Origin of the sequence: Microbulbifer elongatus, assembly GCF_020524885.1 — a bacterium.
Taxonomy (GTDB): domain Bacteria; phylum Pseudomonadota; class Gammaproteobacteria; order Pseudomonadales; family Cellvibrionaceae; genus Microbulbifer; species Microbulbifer elongatus_A.
Window position 1 is genome coordinate 16,461 of sequence record NZ_JAIVKJ010000004.1, and the last position, 14,681, is coordinate 31,141.

The 14,681-nt window shown below is 59.1% G+C and carries 14 protein-coding genes; 7 read left to right on the top strand and 7 right to left on the bottom strand.

Features of this window, described 5'->3' with window-relative positions:
* Nucleotides 1-17 precede the first annotated feature (17 nt).
* Nucleotides 18-1,271, bottom strand: a complete 1,254-nt coding sequence (gene lysA, locus LC059_RS14595) for a diaminopimelate decarboxylase (RefSeq protein WP_226704604.1) — start codon at nt 1,269-1,271, stop codon at nt 18-20.
* Nucleotides 1,268-1,498: an LPS translocon maturation chaperone LptM gene (gene lptM, locus LC059_RS14600; protein WP_226704605.1), complete on the bottom strand. Its 231-nt coding sequence runs from the start codon at nt 1,496-1,498 to the stop codon at nt 1,268-1,270. Before lptM ends, lysA begins: the two co-directional genes overlap by 4 nt.
* A 138-nt stretch (nt 1,499-1,636) precedes the next feature.
* On the opposite strand from lptM, the gene cyaY reads away from it, so the two are divergent.
* A complete protein-coding gene (cyaY, locus tag LC059_RS14605) occupies nt 1,637-1,969 on the top strand; it encodes an iron donor protein CyaY (protein ID WP_226704606.1) in 333 nt (110 codons plus the stop codon).
* A gap of 68 nt (nt 1,970-2,037) precedes the next feature.
* On the opposite strand, the gene argH is transcribed toward cyaY, so the two are convergent.
* A complete protein-coding gene (gene argH / locus LC059_RS14610) occupies nt 2,038-3,459 on the bottom strand; it encodes an argininosuccinate lyase (protein WP_226704607.1) in 1,422 nt (473 codons plus the stop codon).
* 126 nt (nt 3,460-3,585) lie between these two features.
* Between argH and LC059_RS14615 the strand changes: the two genes are divergently transcribed.
* Together LC059_RS14615 and LC059_RS14620 are read left to right on the top strand one after the other, a co-directional pair.
* Nucleotides 3,586-4,854, top strand: a complete 1,269-nt coding sequence (locus LC059_RS14615) for a sensor histidine kinase (RefSeq protein WP_226704608.1) — start codon at nt 3,586-3,588, stop codon at nt 4,852-4,854.
* Nucleotides 4,851-5,612, top strand: coding sequence for a LytR/AlgR family response regulator transcription factor (locus LC059_RS14620; protein WP_226704609.1), 762 nt, complete (start codon nt 4,851-4,853; stop codon nt 5,610-5,612). The genes LC059_RS14615 and LC059_RS14620 overlap by 4 nt, the downstream gene beginning before the upstream one ends.
* Before the next feature lie 6 nt (nt 5,613-5,618).
* Here LC059_RS14620 and LC059_RS14625 read toward each other — a convergent pair whose 3' ends face one another.
* From LC059_RS14625 to LC059_RS14640, 4 genes are read right to left on the bottom strand one after another with little or no spacing between them, the layout of a single operon-like run.
* Nucleotides 5,619-7,319: an amidohydrolase gene (locus tag LC059_RS14625; protein WP_226704610.1), complete on the bottom strand. Its 1,701-nt coding sequence runs from the start codon at nt 7,317-7,319 to the stop codon at nt 5,619-5,621.
* Nucleotides 7,320-7,334: 15 nt separating this feature from the next.
* On the bottom strand, nt 7,335-7,952 hold the full coding sequence (locus LC059_RS14630) for a LysE family translocator (protein ID WP_226704611.1): 618 nt from the start codon (nt 7,950-7,952) through the stop codon (nt 7,335-7,337).
* Nucleotides 7,953-7,977: 25 nt separating this feature from the next.
* The gene (locus LC059_RS14635; RefSeq protein ID WP_226704612.1) at nt 7,978-9,126 is read right to left on the bottom strand and encodes a PilT/PilU family type 4a pilus ATPase; all 1,149 of its coding nucleotides are present in this window, start codon (nt 9,124-9,126) and stop codon (nt 7,978-7,980) included.
* A 1-nt stretch (nt 9,127) separates the two neighbouring features.
* Complete coding sequence (locus tag LC059_RS14640) at nt 9,128-10,162, bottom strand: type IV pilus twitching motility protein PilT (protein ID WP_226704613.1); 1,035 nt, start codon at nt 10,160-10,162, stop codon at nt 9,128-9,130.
* A gap of 85 nt (nt 10,163-10,247) precedes the next feature.
* Between LC059_RS14640 and LC059_RS14645 the strand changes: the two genes are divergently transcribed.
* From LC059_RS14645 to LC059_RS14660, 4 genes are all read left to right on the top strand, one after another.
* The gene (locus LC059_RS14645) at nt 10,248-10,943 is read left to right on the top strand and encodes a YggS family pyridoxal phosphate-dependent enzyme (RefSeq protein ID WP_226704614.1); all 696 of its coding nucleotides are present in this window, start codon (nt 10,248-10,250) and stop codon (nt 10,941-10,943) included.
* 70 nt (nt 10,944-11,013) lie between these two features.
* Complete coding sequence (proC, locus tag LC059_RS14650; protein WP_226704615.1) at nt 11,014-11,841, top strand: pyrroline-5-carboxylate reductase; 828 nt, start codon at nt 11,014-11,016, stop codon at nt 11,839-11,841.
* Nucleotides 11,842-11,864: 23 nt separating this feature from the next.
* Nucleotides 11,865-12,470, top strand: coding sequence for a YggT family protein (locus tag LC059_RS14655; RefSeq protein WP_226704616.1), 606 nt, complete (start codon nt 11,865-11,867; stop codon nt 12,468-12,470).
* Nucleotides 12,471-12,658: 188 nt separating this feature from the next.
* On the top strand, nt 12,659-14,635 hold the full coding sequence (locus LC059_RS14660) for a dynamin family protein (protein WP_226704617.1): 1,977 nt from the start codon (nt 12,659-12,661) through the stop codon (nt 14,633-14,635).
* The last annotated feature ends 46 nt before the right edge of the window (nt 14,636-14,681 follow it).

Genomic DNA, 14,681 nt, shown 5'->3' on the forward strand with positions numbered 1-14,681 from the left:
TTGTCAGTCCTTTCCCGTCAGTCCTTGGCCGGTACCGTTGTCTCGCCGCGCACCAGGTCTTCCAGCGTCTCGCGCGCGCGCACGAGATAGGTCTTGTCACCGTCCACCAGCACTTCCGCGGCGCGGGTGCGGGAGTTGTAATTGGAGCTCATGGTAAAGCCGTAGGCACCTGCGGACAGCATGGCCAGCAGCTGTCCCTGTTCCAGCGCCAGTGGGCGGTGTTTGCCGAGAAAGTCGCCGGTCTCGCACACCGGGCCAACGATATCCCAGCTTTCCGTTTTGCCGTTGGACGGTGTGACCGCCACGATGTCCTGCCACGCCTGGTACAGCGCCGGGCGCAGGTTGTCGTTCATGGCGGCATCGACGATGGCGAAATTGTGCTCATCCGTGCGCTTGAGGTATTCCACCCGGGTCAGCAGGGCGCCGCCGTTGGCGGCAATGGAGCGGCCCGGCTCCAGCACCAGCGCCAGGTCGCGGCCGGCGAGTTTTTCTTTCACCGCGCCGAGGTAGTCGCTGACTTCCGGCGGCTCTTCGCCGCGGTAGCGCACGCCGAGGCCGCCACCCAGGTCCAGGTGCTCCAATGTCGTGCCGTCTTCGGCGAGCTGGTCGATAAGCACCAGCAGGCGGTCCAGCGCGTCGAGGAACGGGTTGATCTCGGTAAGCTGGGAGCCGATGTGGCAGTCCACGCCGACTGCGTTGAGGCTCTGGGAGTCGGCGATGCGCGCATATACGTCACGGGCCCGCTCGATATCGATACCGAACTTGTTTTCTTTCAGTCCGGTGGAAATATACGGGTGGGTCTTGGCATCTACGTCCGGGTTTACCCGCAGGGACACCGGTGCGGCCACTCCCATCTCCGCCGCAACGGCTTCCAGCCGATCCAGTTCGGATTCAGATTCCACATTAAAGCAGTGCACACCGACTTCCAGCGCGCGGCGCATTTCCGCTGCGGTCTTGCCCACGCCGGAAAACACCACTTTGGCGGGGTCGCCACCGGCGAGCAGTACGCGCTCCAGCTCACCGGCGGAGACGATATCGAATCCCGCACCTAGCTGAGCCAGTACCGACAGGATGCCGATATTGCTATTGGCCTTGATGGCGTAGCAGATCAGGCCGGGGTGATCGCCCAGTGCGTCGGCGTAGGATCGGTACTGCGCTTCATAGTGGGCGCGGCTGTAGACGTAAGTCGGGGTGCCGAATTGTTCGGCAATCTGTTCCAGGCTCACGCCCTCGGCCCAAAGGCTTCCCTGCTGGTAGGAAAATTCGTTCATTTGGTGACTGCTTCTGCTTCCGTGTGTTGCTCGGTTTGTTGTTCTTGTGACGGCTTCTGTTCTTTGTCCTGCTGGTTGCCCGCGGGCTGGCCCTGGACAGCGGTCGCGCCGGTCGCGGCTGGCGCAGCGGGGTCCTGGGGCAGGTAAAGCGGGCCTTTCTGGCCACACGCACTGAGCGTCAGGGTGACGGCGGTGAAGGCGACCAGTAAACACAGTGGGGTGCGCATTTGAGTTTTACCCGATTCTATCTATTAGCTGCCAGCCATTATCTGCCTACCGCGATCACGCGGGACGAGAAGACTGGAAAAGCCTGCTAGTATAGCGACCCTCTTCCTTCAGCAACACAGTAACAAAAGTAACCGAATATGACCCAGACGGCCTCCAACGCTGCCTACAATGCCGCCATCGAAGAAACCCTGATTGCGGTCGAGGATGCCCTCGACGAGTGCGATGTGGATATGGATTACGAGCGCGCGGATTCGGTGATGACAATCACGCTGGAGGACAATGGCACCCAGGTAATTCTGTCACGCCAGAGTGCGGTACAGGAGTTGTGGGTGGCGGCGCGCTCGGGGGGGTATCACCTCAGCTTCCAGAACCCGGGATGGAAGTGCTCCACCACCGGGGAAGATTTGCCTACATTGCTGGATCGGGTGTTGACCGAACAGCAGGGGAGTTCCGTTTCCCTGGGTCTCTAAGCAAGCCCACCCTGCAGGGTGCTGCCTTGCAGGGTGATATTCGCGGGACGCTATCGACTGGATTCTGATTAGCGCGAGGCAATCAACCTGCGCGCGCGCTCACAGGCCGCGCGTACCTGGTTCGGCGCTGTACCACCGATATGGTCACGGGCGGCGACAGAACCTTCCAGCGTCAGCACGTCGAACACATCATCGCTAATCACTTCAGAAAACTTCTGCAATTCCGCCAGGCTCAGATCCGCCAGGTCGCAATCTTTTTCGATAGCAAAAGCCACTGATTGGCCGACGATTTCGTGGGCATCGCGGAAGGCCACACCCTTGCGCACCAGATAGTCCGCCAGGTCGGTGGCGGTGGAGAAACCCTTGCCGGCAGCGGCGAGCATGTTTTCTTTCTTCGGTTTCAGTGCGGGGGCCATATCGGCGAAGGCGCGCAGGCAGTCGAGCGCGGTATCGGCGGCGTCGAACAGCGGCTCCTTGTCTTCCTGATTGTCCTTGTTGTAGGCCAGCGGCTGGCTCTTCATCAGGGTGAGCAGGGCAATCAGGTGGCCGTTGACGCGGCCGGTCTTGCCGCGCACCAGTTCCGGTACGTCCGGGTTCTTCTTTTGCGGCATGATCGAGGAGCCGGTGCAGAAACGGTCCGGCAGGTCGATAAAGTCGAACTGGCTGGAGGTCCACAGCACCAGTTCTTCGCTGGCACGGCTGAGGTGAGTCAGCAGCAGGGCGCTGAAAGCACAGAATTCAATGGCGAAGTCGCGGTCGCTGACGGAATCCAGGGAATTCTCGGTGGGCGCGTCAAAGCCCAGCAGCTCGGCGGTGCGCGCGCGGTTGATCGGGTAGCTGGTGCCGGCCAGCGCGGCCGCACCCAGCGGCGAGCGGTTGACGCGCTTGCGGCAGTCCATCAGGCGGTCAAAGTCACGGGTCAGCATCTCGTTCCAGGCGAGCAGGTGATGGCCGAAGGTGACGGGCTGTGCACTCTGCAGATGGGTAAAGCCCGGCATGATGGTGTCTGCTTCCTTCTCCGCGAGATCCACCAGGCCGGTCTGCAGGCGGGTGAGCTCGGCGGCAATCTGGTCGATGCGGTTGCGCAGCCACAGGCGAATGTCAGTGGCCACCTGGTCGTTGCGCGAGCGACCAGTATGCAGCTTCTTGCCGGTGGCGCCGATGCGGTCGGTCAGGCGTGCCTCGATGTTCATGTGCACATCTTCGAGCGCTACAGACCAGGGGAACTCCCCGGCCTTGATCTCCTCGGCGATGTCCTTGAGACCACCCTCGATCTGCTTGAATTCGTCTTCCGTCAGCACGCCCACTTCCGACAGCATCTGCGCGTGAGCCAGGGAGCCCTGGATATCTTCCAGAGCCATGCGCTGGTCGAACATGACCGAGGCGGTAAAGCGCTCCACGAACGCATCGGTGGCTTCACTGAAGCGGCCGCCCCACAGCTTGGCTGCCGGGTTCTGTGCATTATTTGTGGAGGAGTTATCGTTGCTCATGCTGCCTCTGGTCGAATGTGAACTGGGTTTGCAAATTGGGTTTGTGAGTCGGGATATGGAAGTCGATCCGGGATGGCGGTATCTTCACTGTCTCGAGAGCGAGTCCAGAATAAAAGATAACGCAGTATGGCATCTTCCCGGCCCGCGCAAGCGGCGGGCATTATAGCGCAGCAAATTCGCGAAATTGCCCCTGATGGCAAAGATTCTGCGCGCCAAGGCTCTGGGAGTCCCGATTCGGCTTCCTCATCTGACCCGGCCCCGTTCCTTCCCGACCTGTGTAATGTGACCGGTGTGGCCGCCCTGGTGCTGATGGGCGAGCTACTGGCGCTGGTGCTTGTACTGGCCGGTGAGGGTTTGAACCCCTTCAACTGGCAGCGCCTGGGGCTTGTGTCTCTTACAGTGCAGTGGGCCATTCTGCCGTCCGCTGCCATTCTGTGCCGACTGCGCCCGCGTCTGGCTCGCCTTTCCCATAAAACGGCTGCCGCTCTGAGTTACTCCACCGTGCTTGCAGTGCTGCTGGCAGTGCTGCTGGCCCAGCAGTGGTGGCTGGCGGATATGGCAGGTGCTGGTATTGATTACTGGGCCCTGCTGGCGAATCTGCTGGTGGGTGCCATCTGTGCGGGGGTGGTGCTGCGCTACGCCTATGTACAGCAGCAATTACATAACCAGCAGCAGGCGGAGCTGGGCGCGCGTATCGAGGCGTTGCAGTCGCGCATCCGCCCGCATTTTCTGTTCAACAGTATGAACAGTCTTGCCAGCCTGATTGCGGTGGACGCGGAACGCGCGGAAAAATTGGTGGAGGACCTCTCTGCACTGTTTCGCGCATCACTGGCGGACTCTAAAATGGTGCCGCTGGAGCAGGAAGTTGCTCTGGCAAAACACTATCTGGAAATAGAGTCCTTGCGCCTTGGCGATCGTCTGCAACAGTCCTGGCATGTGGATAATTTTTCCGGCCCGGTACAACTGCCTTCCATGCTGCTGCAACCGCTGCTGGAGAACGCCGTATTGCACGGTGTGGCGCGCTTGCGCCGCGGCGGCACCATTGAAATTTCGATTCGGGAAAACGTCATTCGTCGTCAAAATGTCATTGGCAGTGAGACGCGCGAACTGCTATTGTCGATTCATAATCCTGTTGCAGAATCTGAAGCAAAAACCGGGACGAAAACTTACCGCAATGTCCATGTGGGCAACGGTATGGCGATGGAAAATATTCGCCAGCGTCTTGGTGCGTTTTACGGCGACCGCTTCCGCTTTACCGCGGGAACGCACGATAAAGAGTGCGGTGCAGAGAGCGAACAAGAGTACCGCGTCGAAATTCGGCTGCCGTTAAGTGCAAGTGCGGAAACCAGAACAACTGAGCCAGTAGCAGTGCCCTCCGGTGAGGTGGCCAAATGAGTGCTACCGAACGTCCACTGGGTGTGCTGATCGTCGATGACGAGCCACTGGCACGGGCCAGGTTGGCCCGACAGTTGCAGACTATTCATGGTTGCCAACTGCTGGGAGAAGCTGCCGATGGGGAAAGCGCGTTACAACAGCTGGATTCACTCGACCCGGACCTGTTGTTACTGGATATCGAAATGCCCGGAGAAAACGGGCTCCAACTCGCCACCCAAATCACCAACCGACCCAACCCGCCTGCGATCATATTCTGCACCGCCCACGACGAGTTTGCGCTCCCTGCCTTTGCGGTTGCTCCATCGGGTTACCTGCTCAAGCCCGTCAATGTGGAACAACTGGCACAGGCGATTGCCCAGGCGCGAAGACTGAGCAAACCGCAACTACTGCAAGCCGAACCCACAAATTCACTGCCCAGCAGCAGCGGCCGCCGCCAGATAAAAGCGGTGAGCCGCCGCGGCGTGCAGTTGATTGATGTAGACGATATCCGCTGTTTTATCGCCGAAGACAAATACGTTGTTGCCCACCACAGTGGCGGTGAAACCATACTGGATGAAGCTTTGAAAGAGCTGGAGGCGGAATTCGGCGGCCGCTTTGTGCGGGTGCACCGCAGTGCGATTGTGGCGCGGAAATACATTACTGGGCTGCAAAAAACCTGCGATGGCTACCGGGTAACCATGGGCGGCTGCGCGCATACACCGCCGGTATCGCGACGTCTGCTGACCAGTATTAAATCCCTGCTTTCAGAGATGGCCTGAAAACGCCTACTGTCTTCCGGCGATCCACGTTTCCATTACGCGAATGTCCCGCCATTGTTGCACCGGGGTGGTCAGCGGGTTTTTATCCACAATGACCAGGTCCGCGTACTTCCCCACTTCCAGCGAGCCGACCTCCTGCTCTATACCCAGCTGCCATGCACCATTGATGGTCATGGCACGCAGTGCCTGAATTGGAGTGATGGCTTCATCGGTGCCGAGTACAGTGCCCGCACGCGACTGGCGAGTGGTGGCGGTCTGCATCAGGCTGAAAGGATCTGCCGGGAACATGGGGCTGTCCGCGTGTAACGTCGGGCGCATGCCGAGGGCAAATGCAGTGCGCAAAGGCAAAAGATTTTCCGCGCGCTCTGGCCCGATTAGCTGATCTTTCAAAGCATCGCCGTAGTAGTAAAGGTGATTGATATGGAAGCTGGGGGTGATGCCCAGTTTGGCCAGTGGAGGCAACACAGCATCATTCAGCATCAGCCCGTGTTCAAGACGGTGGCGTCTGTGGATAAACGCCTGTTGTTCCGCATCGGATAAGGAATCGAATTCCCGCTGGAGAATTTGCAGAAATTCCTGCGCGGCCCGATCGCCCTGTACATGGGTGGCGGTCTGCCAGTCGCGCCCATCGAAGTCATGCAGTTGCGCCTGAAGTTCCGACGCGCCGACGACCGGCGCCCCATGACTGCCGTGAGCAATGCCGAGCTGTTCGCTGAGCGGACTTTCAGCATACGGCTCTTCTATAACCATGCTGCCACTATAGGGCGAGCCGTCGTACCAGAACTTGGCGCCCAGTATGCGGAAGTAATCGCTGTCGACTTTCGGGTGGCCGTTCAGCTTGTCCAGGTTTTCCCCGCGATAATAAAAAAACTGGCGAATACGCGGCTTGAAATTATCGCTGGATGCCCACTTCGCCAGCCAGGCTGGCACATTGAATCCCAGCGACGCCACAGTGGTGTAACCCGCTTTTCGCAAGTCAGTCAGCTCCGCCTCGTAAGCGGAGGTGACCTTCAACGGGTTTTTATGTGGAGCGATAAATGGCTCCAGCGCCGCCTTCTCCACCAGCATGCCGTTGAGGCGTCCACCTCCATCGCGTCCATAGTAAGAGCCTTCACCGGGCGCAGGTGAGCTTTCATCGATACCCATGGCCGCCAGCGCGGCGGAGTTTACCCAGGCGGTGTGCATACTCTGGGCGAGAATAAATACCGGGTGTTCCGGTGCAATTTGATCGAGCTGATTGCGGGTGGGTGTTTCGAGTCCCTTCAGCAAGACCGGGTCCAGTCCCTTTGCATAGATCCAGTTGCCAGCCGGTGTTACTGCAACAGCCGCTTCAAGTGCGCGCCAGGCCTCGGTGGCGGTGCTGTGGGTAAAACCACTCATGTCCAGGAAGTTACGGAACACCGCACTGATGGCCGGGTGTTCGTGGGCGGCAACAAAACCGGGAAGTAACGTTTTTCCGTTGAGCTCGACGACTTCTGTGCCACTGCTAGCAAGTGCTCGTATATCGGCGACCTCGCCTATCGCCAGAATTTTCCCATCGGAAACTGCGATCGCTTTTGCGGCGCTGTTTTCAGTATCCAGCGTGAGGATGTTGCCGTTTACGAAAATGCGATCCGGAGGGTGACTGTTTGTATCCGCGTCAGAATCGCATCCTGCGAAAAAAGCACACAATGAGAGTGGAAATAAAATTCGGAGACAAAACTTCATATAACTGCCCTGCAGTCAGGCACTGCGTGCGGCCATCCAGAGTCCGCTGCCAATTAACAGGCTTCCACCGACTAAATTAAACACTCTGCTTTCCGAGCGATTTTTTAGGAGTGACCGAGCGCGTACTGTCGCCCATGCATAAATCAGCATGACGCCACCAACCGCGAAGGTCGCGATTGCGAAAATAATCAGTGCATCTACTACCGTGATGCTGCTCAGGGGAAGGAATGCGGGGAAGAAGCTCAGGTAAAAGAGTATGGCCTTGGGGTTGCTGAGGGTGGTGGTCAAACCCAGCAGCAGGCTTGAGGCAAGGGATTTCTTCGAGGTGGTTTCGATCTCCGCTTTCGCCCCGTGCGCCCGTAACAGGCTATAGCCCAGCCAGATCAGATAGGCGGCCCCCAGGTATTTAATCGCAATGAATGCGCTACCCATTACATCCGCGATATAAGCGAGGCCGGAAAGGCACAGGGCGATAAACACATAATCGCCGAACACGATACCTATCGATGTGATCAGGCCGTGCAGCATGCCGCCGCTGGCGGCACGCGCCATTACTGCGAAAATGCCGGGACCGGGGATCGCGGCCAGAACGATCATCGCGCCGAAAAGGGCGACGGCACTTACTAGTGTCAAAACCGCACCCTCTCGGCAGACCTAATCAGTAAATCTGCGGACCGTTACCGCTATCGGAATCGCTGGCGAGGCTCAGCTCGTCGGCGGCGCTGTTGAGGTACTCGGCGTCGGACTCGGACTTGAGCTTGATCATCAAGCGCAGGTCGTTCGCGGAGTCAGCGTGGGCGAGGGCGTCTTCGTAGGTGATTTCGCCGCGGTCGTAGAGTTCGTACAGCGCCTGGTCGAAGGTCTGCATGCCCTGCTCGGTGGAGCGCTTCATCAGCTCCTTCATTTTGTGCACCTCGCCCTTGCGGATCAGGTCCGACATCAGCGGGGTATTGATCATGATCTCGAGACAGGCGCGACGGCCGTCGCCGTCCGGGGTCGGTACCAGCTGCTGGGCGACCATGGCCTGCAGGTTCAGCGACAGGTCCATCCACAACTGCTGGTGACGATCCGCCGGGAAGAAGTGGATGATCCGATCCAGCGCCTGGTTGGCGTTGTTGGCGTGCAGGGTACACAGGCACAGGTGCCCGGTTTCGGCGAAAGCGATGGCGTGGTCCATGGTCTCGCGGGAGCGCACCTCACCAATGAGGATGACGTCGGGTGCCTGACGTAGAGTGTTTTTCAGTGCGGTCTCAAACGAGTCGGTATCCAGTCCCACTTCGCGCTGGGTGACGATACAACCGCGGTGCTGATGGATAAATTCGATGGGGTCTTCAATGGAGATGATGTGACCCTTCGAGTTTTCATTCCTGTGGCCGATCATGGAGGCCAGCGAGGTGGATTTACCGGTACCGGTTGCACCCACAAAGATGATGAGGCCGCGCTTGGTCATCGCCAATTCTTTGAGCTGCTCCGGCAGGCCAAGCCCATCGATGGTCGGGATCTTGGTTTCGATACGACGCAGCACCATGCCGACCAGGTTGCGCTGGAAGAAAGCAGATACCCGGAAACGGCCAACATTGCGTACAGAAATGGCGAAGTTGAGCTCTTTGGTCTCCGCAAACTCTTTTTTCTGGCGCTCGTTCATGATGCCGACCACCATCTCGCGGGCTTTTTCCGGCGTCAGTGGGCTGGTGGTAACGGGGACGATTTTACCGTGCAGCTTGATGGAGGCGGGCACGCCGGCGGTGATGAACAGGTCGGACGCGCCTTTCTCGGTGACCAGTTGTAACAGTCGTTCGATTTCCATCTTAGAAATTCTCCGGCATTTTCGCTTTTTCGCGCGCGGTTTCGCGGCTGATGATGCGTTTTTCCACAAGATCCTGCAGGCACTGGTCCATGGTCTGCATGCCCACGTTGGCGCCGGTCTGGATGGCGGAGTACATCTGCGCAATCTTGTCTTCGCGGATCAGGTTACGGATCGCAGGGGTACCGCGCATGATCTCGTGGGCGGCAACACGACCACCGCCGTTGCGCTTCAGCAGGGTCTGGGAAATTACCGCCTGCAGGGATTCCGAAAGCATGGAGCGCACCATGGCTTTTTCTTCCGCCGGGAATACGTCGACAACACGGTCGATGGTCTTGGCGGCGGAGGTGGTGTGCAGGGTGCCGAATACCAGGTGGCCGGTTTCCGCGGCAGTCAGTGCGAGGCGAATAGTTTCGAGGTCTCGCATCTCGCCCACGAGGATGATGTCGGGGTCTTCACGCAGTGCCGAGCGCAGTGCTTCGGAGAAGCCGTGGGTATCGCGGTGCACTTCCCGCTGGTTCACCAGGCATTTTTTGGATTCGTGCACGAATTCGATCGGGTCTTCGACGGTGAGGATGTGCTCGTATTTGTTGTCGTTGATGTAGTCAATCATCGCAGCGAGCGAGGTGGACTTACCGGAACCGGTCGGGCCGGTAACCAGAACCAGACCTCTGGGCGTATCGGAGATCTGCTTGAACACCTGGCCCATGCCCAGGTCTTCCATGGTGAGTACCTTGGAGGGAATGGTCCGGAATACGGCGCCAGCACCGCGGTTGTGGTTGAAGGCGTTCACACGGAAGCGGGCTACACCGGGGACTTCGAAAGAGAAGTCCGTCTCGAGGAACTCTTCGTAGTCCTTGCGCTGCTTGTCGTTCATGATCTCGTAGATCAGGCCGTGCACCTGCTTGTGCTCCATTGGCGGCAGGTTGATACGGCGCACGTCGCCGTCGACCCGGATCATCGGCGGCAGGCCCGCAGAGAGGTGCAAGTCGGAGGCGTTCTGTTTGGCGCTAAAGGCGAGGAGTTCTGTAATGTCCATACTGCTACCCTTTATTCTTCTCTTATATGACGCGGCGGCAATGAGCGCATAGAATGCCCGCCGAGCAAAAGTTGGGTCCCAGTATATGCGCAAAGGGTCTATCCCCGAAAACCTCAATTCCGTCACTGAGCGGATCGTCACAGCCTGTCGTAGTTGTGACCGGCAGGCCGACTCCGTCACCCTGTTGGCGGTTTCCAAAACTCGCCCGGCGGCGGACCTGCGGGTGGCCTATGATGCCGGCCAGCGCCACTTTGGCGAGAATTACCTGCAGGAGGCGCTGGAAAAGCAGGCGGAACTGAAGGACTGCGACATCATCTGGCACTTCATCGGCCCCCTGCAATCCAACAAGACCCGCGATGTAGCGGAGCACTTTCACTGGATGCATTCCCTGGAGCGCTTAAAAATTGCACGGCGTCTGTCTGAGCAGCGTCCCGCTGACCTGCCGCCGCTGAATGTGTGCCTGCAGGTGAACATCGACAACGAGGACAGCAAGTCTGGTGTCAGCCCGGAAAAACTGCCGGCGCTCGCAGCGGCAGTGGCGGCGCTGCCGAATTTGAGGCTGAGAGGGCTGATGGCGATTCCGGCACCTCGCGGGGAAACTGAGGATCAGCGCACACCTTTTATACAGCTTTCCCGATTGCTGGACGAGCTGAAGTCACAGCTGCCGGATCAGCCGCTGGATACGCTTTCTATGGGCATGTCCGGGGATATGGAGGCGGCCATCTTCAGTGGCTCGACCATTGTGCGAATAGGCACGGATATCTTCGGTGCCCGCAAATAGAACTACAGCAAAGCTACTGCGCGGGCTCCTGATGACAGCCGGCAGTGCTATCAAACTGTTAGGAGATTAAATGTCTGATCAAAAAATGGTCTTTATCGGCGGCGCCGGCAATATGGCGGGCGCAGTGATTGGCGGAATGGTGGCCAGTGGCTACCCGGCCGAAAACATTGTCGCCACCGGCCGCGATGAGCAGAAGCTGAAGGCTTTTTGCCGCCGCACCGGGGTGCATGGCAGTACCGATAATCTGGCAGCGATAAAAGACGCGGATGTGATCGTGCTGTCAGTCAAGCCGCAGGTAATGAAGGAATTGTGCGAGACGATTGCCGAGGATGTAAGCGCTCGCAAACCCCTGGTGATCACTTTGGCGGCTGGTATTCCGCTAACCGCATACCAGCGCTGGCTGGGTGCCGGGGTGCCGATCGTGCGCGCCATGCCGAATACCCCGGCGCTGGTGGGCACCGGGGTTACCGGCCTGTACGCGGGCGAAGGTGTAACCGATGAGCACAAATCCGTCGCGACCCAGATGGCCGATGCGGTGGGTATCGCCCTTTGGGTGGAGCAGGAATCGGGCATCGACCAGGTGATCGCGGTATCCGGCTCCGGTCCGGCCTACTACTTTCAGTTTATGGAATCCATGATCGATGCGGCGGAGAAGGCCGGAATGGATCGCGCGGATGCCGAGCGACTTACCTTGCAAACCGCACTGGGCGCGGCGAAACTTGCGGTGGCCGCGGACGTGGATGTGGCGCAACTGAAACGCAATGTCATGTCCCCCAACGGCACCACCGAGCGGGCGGTCAAGCGCTTTCAGGAGGGCGGCCTGCCACAACTGGTAGAGCAGGCGATGAGTGACTGCGCCGCGCGCGCGGCCGAAATGGCAAAAGAACTCGACAAATAATCGATTGGGAAAAAGGACTTCTGATGGTCAACACCTTCAGTAACATCGGCGTTTTCATTCTCGCCACTATCGGCATTCTGTTTCTGTTCGCGGTACTGCTGCGGTTTATGCTGCAGGTGGGGCGGGCGGATTTCTACAATCCTATTTCCCAGGGCATCGTCAAGGTAACCAACCCCTTCCTGCGCCCACTACGCAAAATCGTACCGGGCCTGTTTGGCATTGATATGGCATCACTTGTGCTCGCCATGCTGGTGGGATGGGTAATGATCATGGGGGCCGGCTTTCTCGCCGGTGCCGGGATGCTGAACCCCCTGAGCGCACTGCTGTGGGCGCTGCTCGGTGTACTGATGACACTGATTGCTATTCTGTTCGTGGGTATGCTGGTTTCAATCGTGGTCAGCTGGGTTGCACCGCAGAGCACCCATCCGGCGCTGATGCTGTTGCGTCAGGTGCTGGAGCCCGTTTATGCGCCGGTGCGCAAGATTATCCCGCCACTGGGAGTGATCGATATCAGCCCGATCTTTGTATTTATTCTGCTCACGGTCGCCGACAAGCTGCTGGTGGGCTTTGCGCAAAGCGCGCAAATGCCACAGCTCGTATACAACCTGTTCTGGCATATCCCCTTTTAATGCTGTTCCGGGAGTCGCGCTCGCCGGCTCCCGAACTGACTTAACTGTCAGTCACCCTCCGTCGTACCCCCATTCCTCTACACAGTTCGCGAAAGTCCGCCAACAGGCTTTCACTTGCCGGCTGCATGCAGGAAAATGGCACGAAAATCCGTAAATACCCTTAGCAGTAACAATAAGAACACCTAAACATGGAAGATGTGACCTTGCGCCAGCATATTGCCGACTACGACCGTTGGAAAAAGGGGCTCGATGGCCAGCTAAATTATTTCAATGACTGGTTGGAGGAGCATTTCCCCAACTCCGCCGGTGCTCGCCAGGTCGTGCAACAGGCGCGCCAGCTGCTGGTGGAAGACCAGTTCACCGTAGCACTGGTAGGCGAGTTTTCCCGCGGCAAGACCGAGCTGATCAATGCGCTGTTGTCGCACACCTATGGCAAGCGCCTGCTGCCCTCGCGCCCGGGCCGCACCACCATGTGCCCCACAGAAATATTCAGTGACGGCAGCGCACAGGCTTCCGTGCGCCTGCTGCCGATCGAGACTCTCGCCACCAACACCAGTCTGGAAAGCTTCCGTCGCATTCCGCAGAAGTGGGTCAATTTTGATTTCGATCCAGACGATGCCGACGCTACCCGCAAGGCTTTGATGAGGGTTGCTGCCAGCAAGGCGGTGACGCCAGAAGAGGCTGCGCGCTACGGTTTCGATCGCCGCCACCTCGATGGCAATGGCAACCTGGTACAGATCCCGGCATGGCGCTACGCGCTGATCTCCCTGCCACACCCGCTGCTCGCCCAGGGACTGCGCATTATCGATACCCCGGGGCTCAACGCACTCGGCAATGAGCCCGAGCTGACGCTGTCTACGCTCCCCAGCGCCCAGGCCGTTGCATTCCTGCTGTCCGCCGACGCCGGTGTCAGCGGCACCGACCTGAATATGTGGGAAACCCACCTGGTACCACTGAAGGAACATCGCGGTACCGCGGTGATGGCGCTGCTGAACAAGATCGACGTGCTGTGGGATGACCCGGACGAAGATGCCGAGCAGATGCTGCGCAAGATGCGCGCTGAGGTGAGCAAGCTGCTGGATCTGCCGCAGGAAAATGTGGTGGGCGTCTCTGCGAAAAAGGCGCTGCTGGCCCGCGCCGAGCGCGATCCGATTCTGCTGAAGCAGAGCTGCTTCGGCGACTTCGAAAGGCTGCTGGTACAGCGCCTGATGGAGCACCGCGACAAAGTCGCCAACCACCGCTCCCTGCATCAGGCATTGACCCTGATGGCCGACACCCGCGATCTGCTCAAGCGTCGCCTCAACAGCGGTCGCGCAACCCTGGAGCACCTCAAGCGTCACGGTGCCACCAGCCCGGAGCAGATCGAAGAGCTGAAACAGCTGCATGCCACCGCCAAGGAGCAGCACAAGTTCTGCCATCAGGAACTGCTCACCCTGAAATCCAGCCAGCGTATGCTCGCCCGTCAGCGCGCCTCCCTGCTGGCCCCGGTTTCCAGCCAGCAGCTGCAACAGTTGATCGATGAAACCCGCAGCGCACTGAACGAACGCTGGTCACCCCTCGGCCTGGCGCGCGCCATCGACGGGTTTATGGGCGGTGTCGAGCATCAGCTATCCAACCTTGAGCGCGAAGTGGACCAGGCCAATCGTCTTGTCGATGCCATCTACGACCGCTCCACCCTGAACAACATCATTTCTGCAGAGCAACACCTGGATATCGCCGGATTCCGCGCTGCGCTGCGCGGCCTGCACCGCCAGGCAGCACAGTTGCGCCGCTCGCCCCAGCTCCTGCTCGCCCGCCGCAACCGCCTTACCGAGCGCTTTGTGGCGACGCTCGCGAATGAAGTAGGGCGCATGTACAGCCAGATGATATCCACGGTTGATGGTTGGCTGGATGGCGTACTGGAGCCGCTGAAACAACATGTGCAGTACCAGAAGCACCTGCTCAACCGCCACCTGATCAAGCTCACCGAGCTGAAGCAGAAAACCCAGAGCAAGCGCACCGACCTGCGCGCGCTGGAGGAAGAGCTGGTGCGCAATCACAGTGCACTGGGTGGACTGGAAGACCTGCTCAAGCAGACCCAGGGCGCCCCGCAGCCGCTTGCTCCTGCACCGGTGGCCGAGGTCGCTAATAACGTAACCCCGCTAAAGGCGCCGGCTACTCCCTGATTCTTCCAGTGGCTGTGAAAGGGGGCCGGGACGGTGTACTCCCGCC

Coding starts and splice junctions, on each gene's coding strand:
- lysA (WP_226704604.1), bottom strand. CDS start 1,271: ATGAACGAATTTTCCTACCAGCAGGGAAGCCTTTGGGCCGAGGGCGTG.
- lptM (WP_226704605.1), bottom strand. CDS start 1,498: ATGCGCACCCCACTGTGTTTACTGGTCGCCTTCACCGCCGTCACCCTG.
- cyaY (WP_226704606.1), top strand. CDS start 1,637: ATGACCCAGACGGCCTCCAACGCTGCCTACAATGCCGCCATCGAAGAA.
- argH (WP_226704607.1), bottom strand. CDS start 3,459: ATGAGCAACGATAACTCCTCCACAAATAATGCACAGAACCCGGCAGCC.
- LC059_RS14615 (WP_226704608.1), top strand. CDS start 3,586: ATGGCATCTTCCCGGCCCGCGCAAGCGGCGGGCATTATAGCGCAGCAA.
- LC059_RS14620 (WP_226704609.1), top strand. CDS start 4,851: ATGAGTGCTACCGAACGTCCACTGGGTGTGCTGATCGTCGATGACGAG.
- LC059_RS14625 (WP_226704610.1), bottom strand. CDS start 7,319: ATGAAGTTTTGTCTCCGAATTTTATTTCCACTCTCATTGTGTGCTTTT.
- LC059_RS14635 (WP_226704612.1), bottom strand. CDS start 9,126: ATGGAAATCGAACGACTGTTACAACTGGTCACCGAGAAAGGCGCGTCC.
- LC059_RS14640 (WP_226704613.1), bottom strand. CDS start 10,162: ATGGACATTACAGAACTCCTCGCCTTTAGCGCCAAACAGAACGCCTCC.
- LC059_RS14645 (WP_226704614.1), top strand. CDS start 10,248: ATGCGCAAAGGGTCTATCCCCGAAAACCTCAATTCCGTCACTGAGCGG.
- proC (WP_226704615.1), top strand. CDS start 11,014: ATGTCTGATCAAAAAATGGTCTTTATCGGCGGCGCCGGCAATATGGCG.
- LC059_RS14655 (WP_226704616.1), top strand. CDS start 11,865: ATGGTCAACACCTTCAGTAACATCGGCGTTTTCATTCTCGCCACTATC.
- LC059_RS14660 (WP_226704617.1), top strand. CDS start 12,659: ATGGAAGATGTGACCTTGCGCCAGCATATTGCCGACTACGACCGTTGG.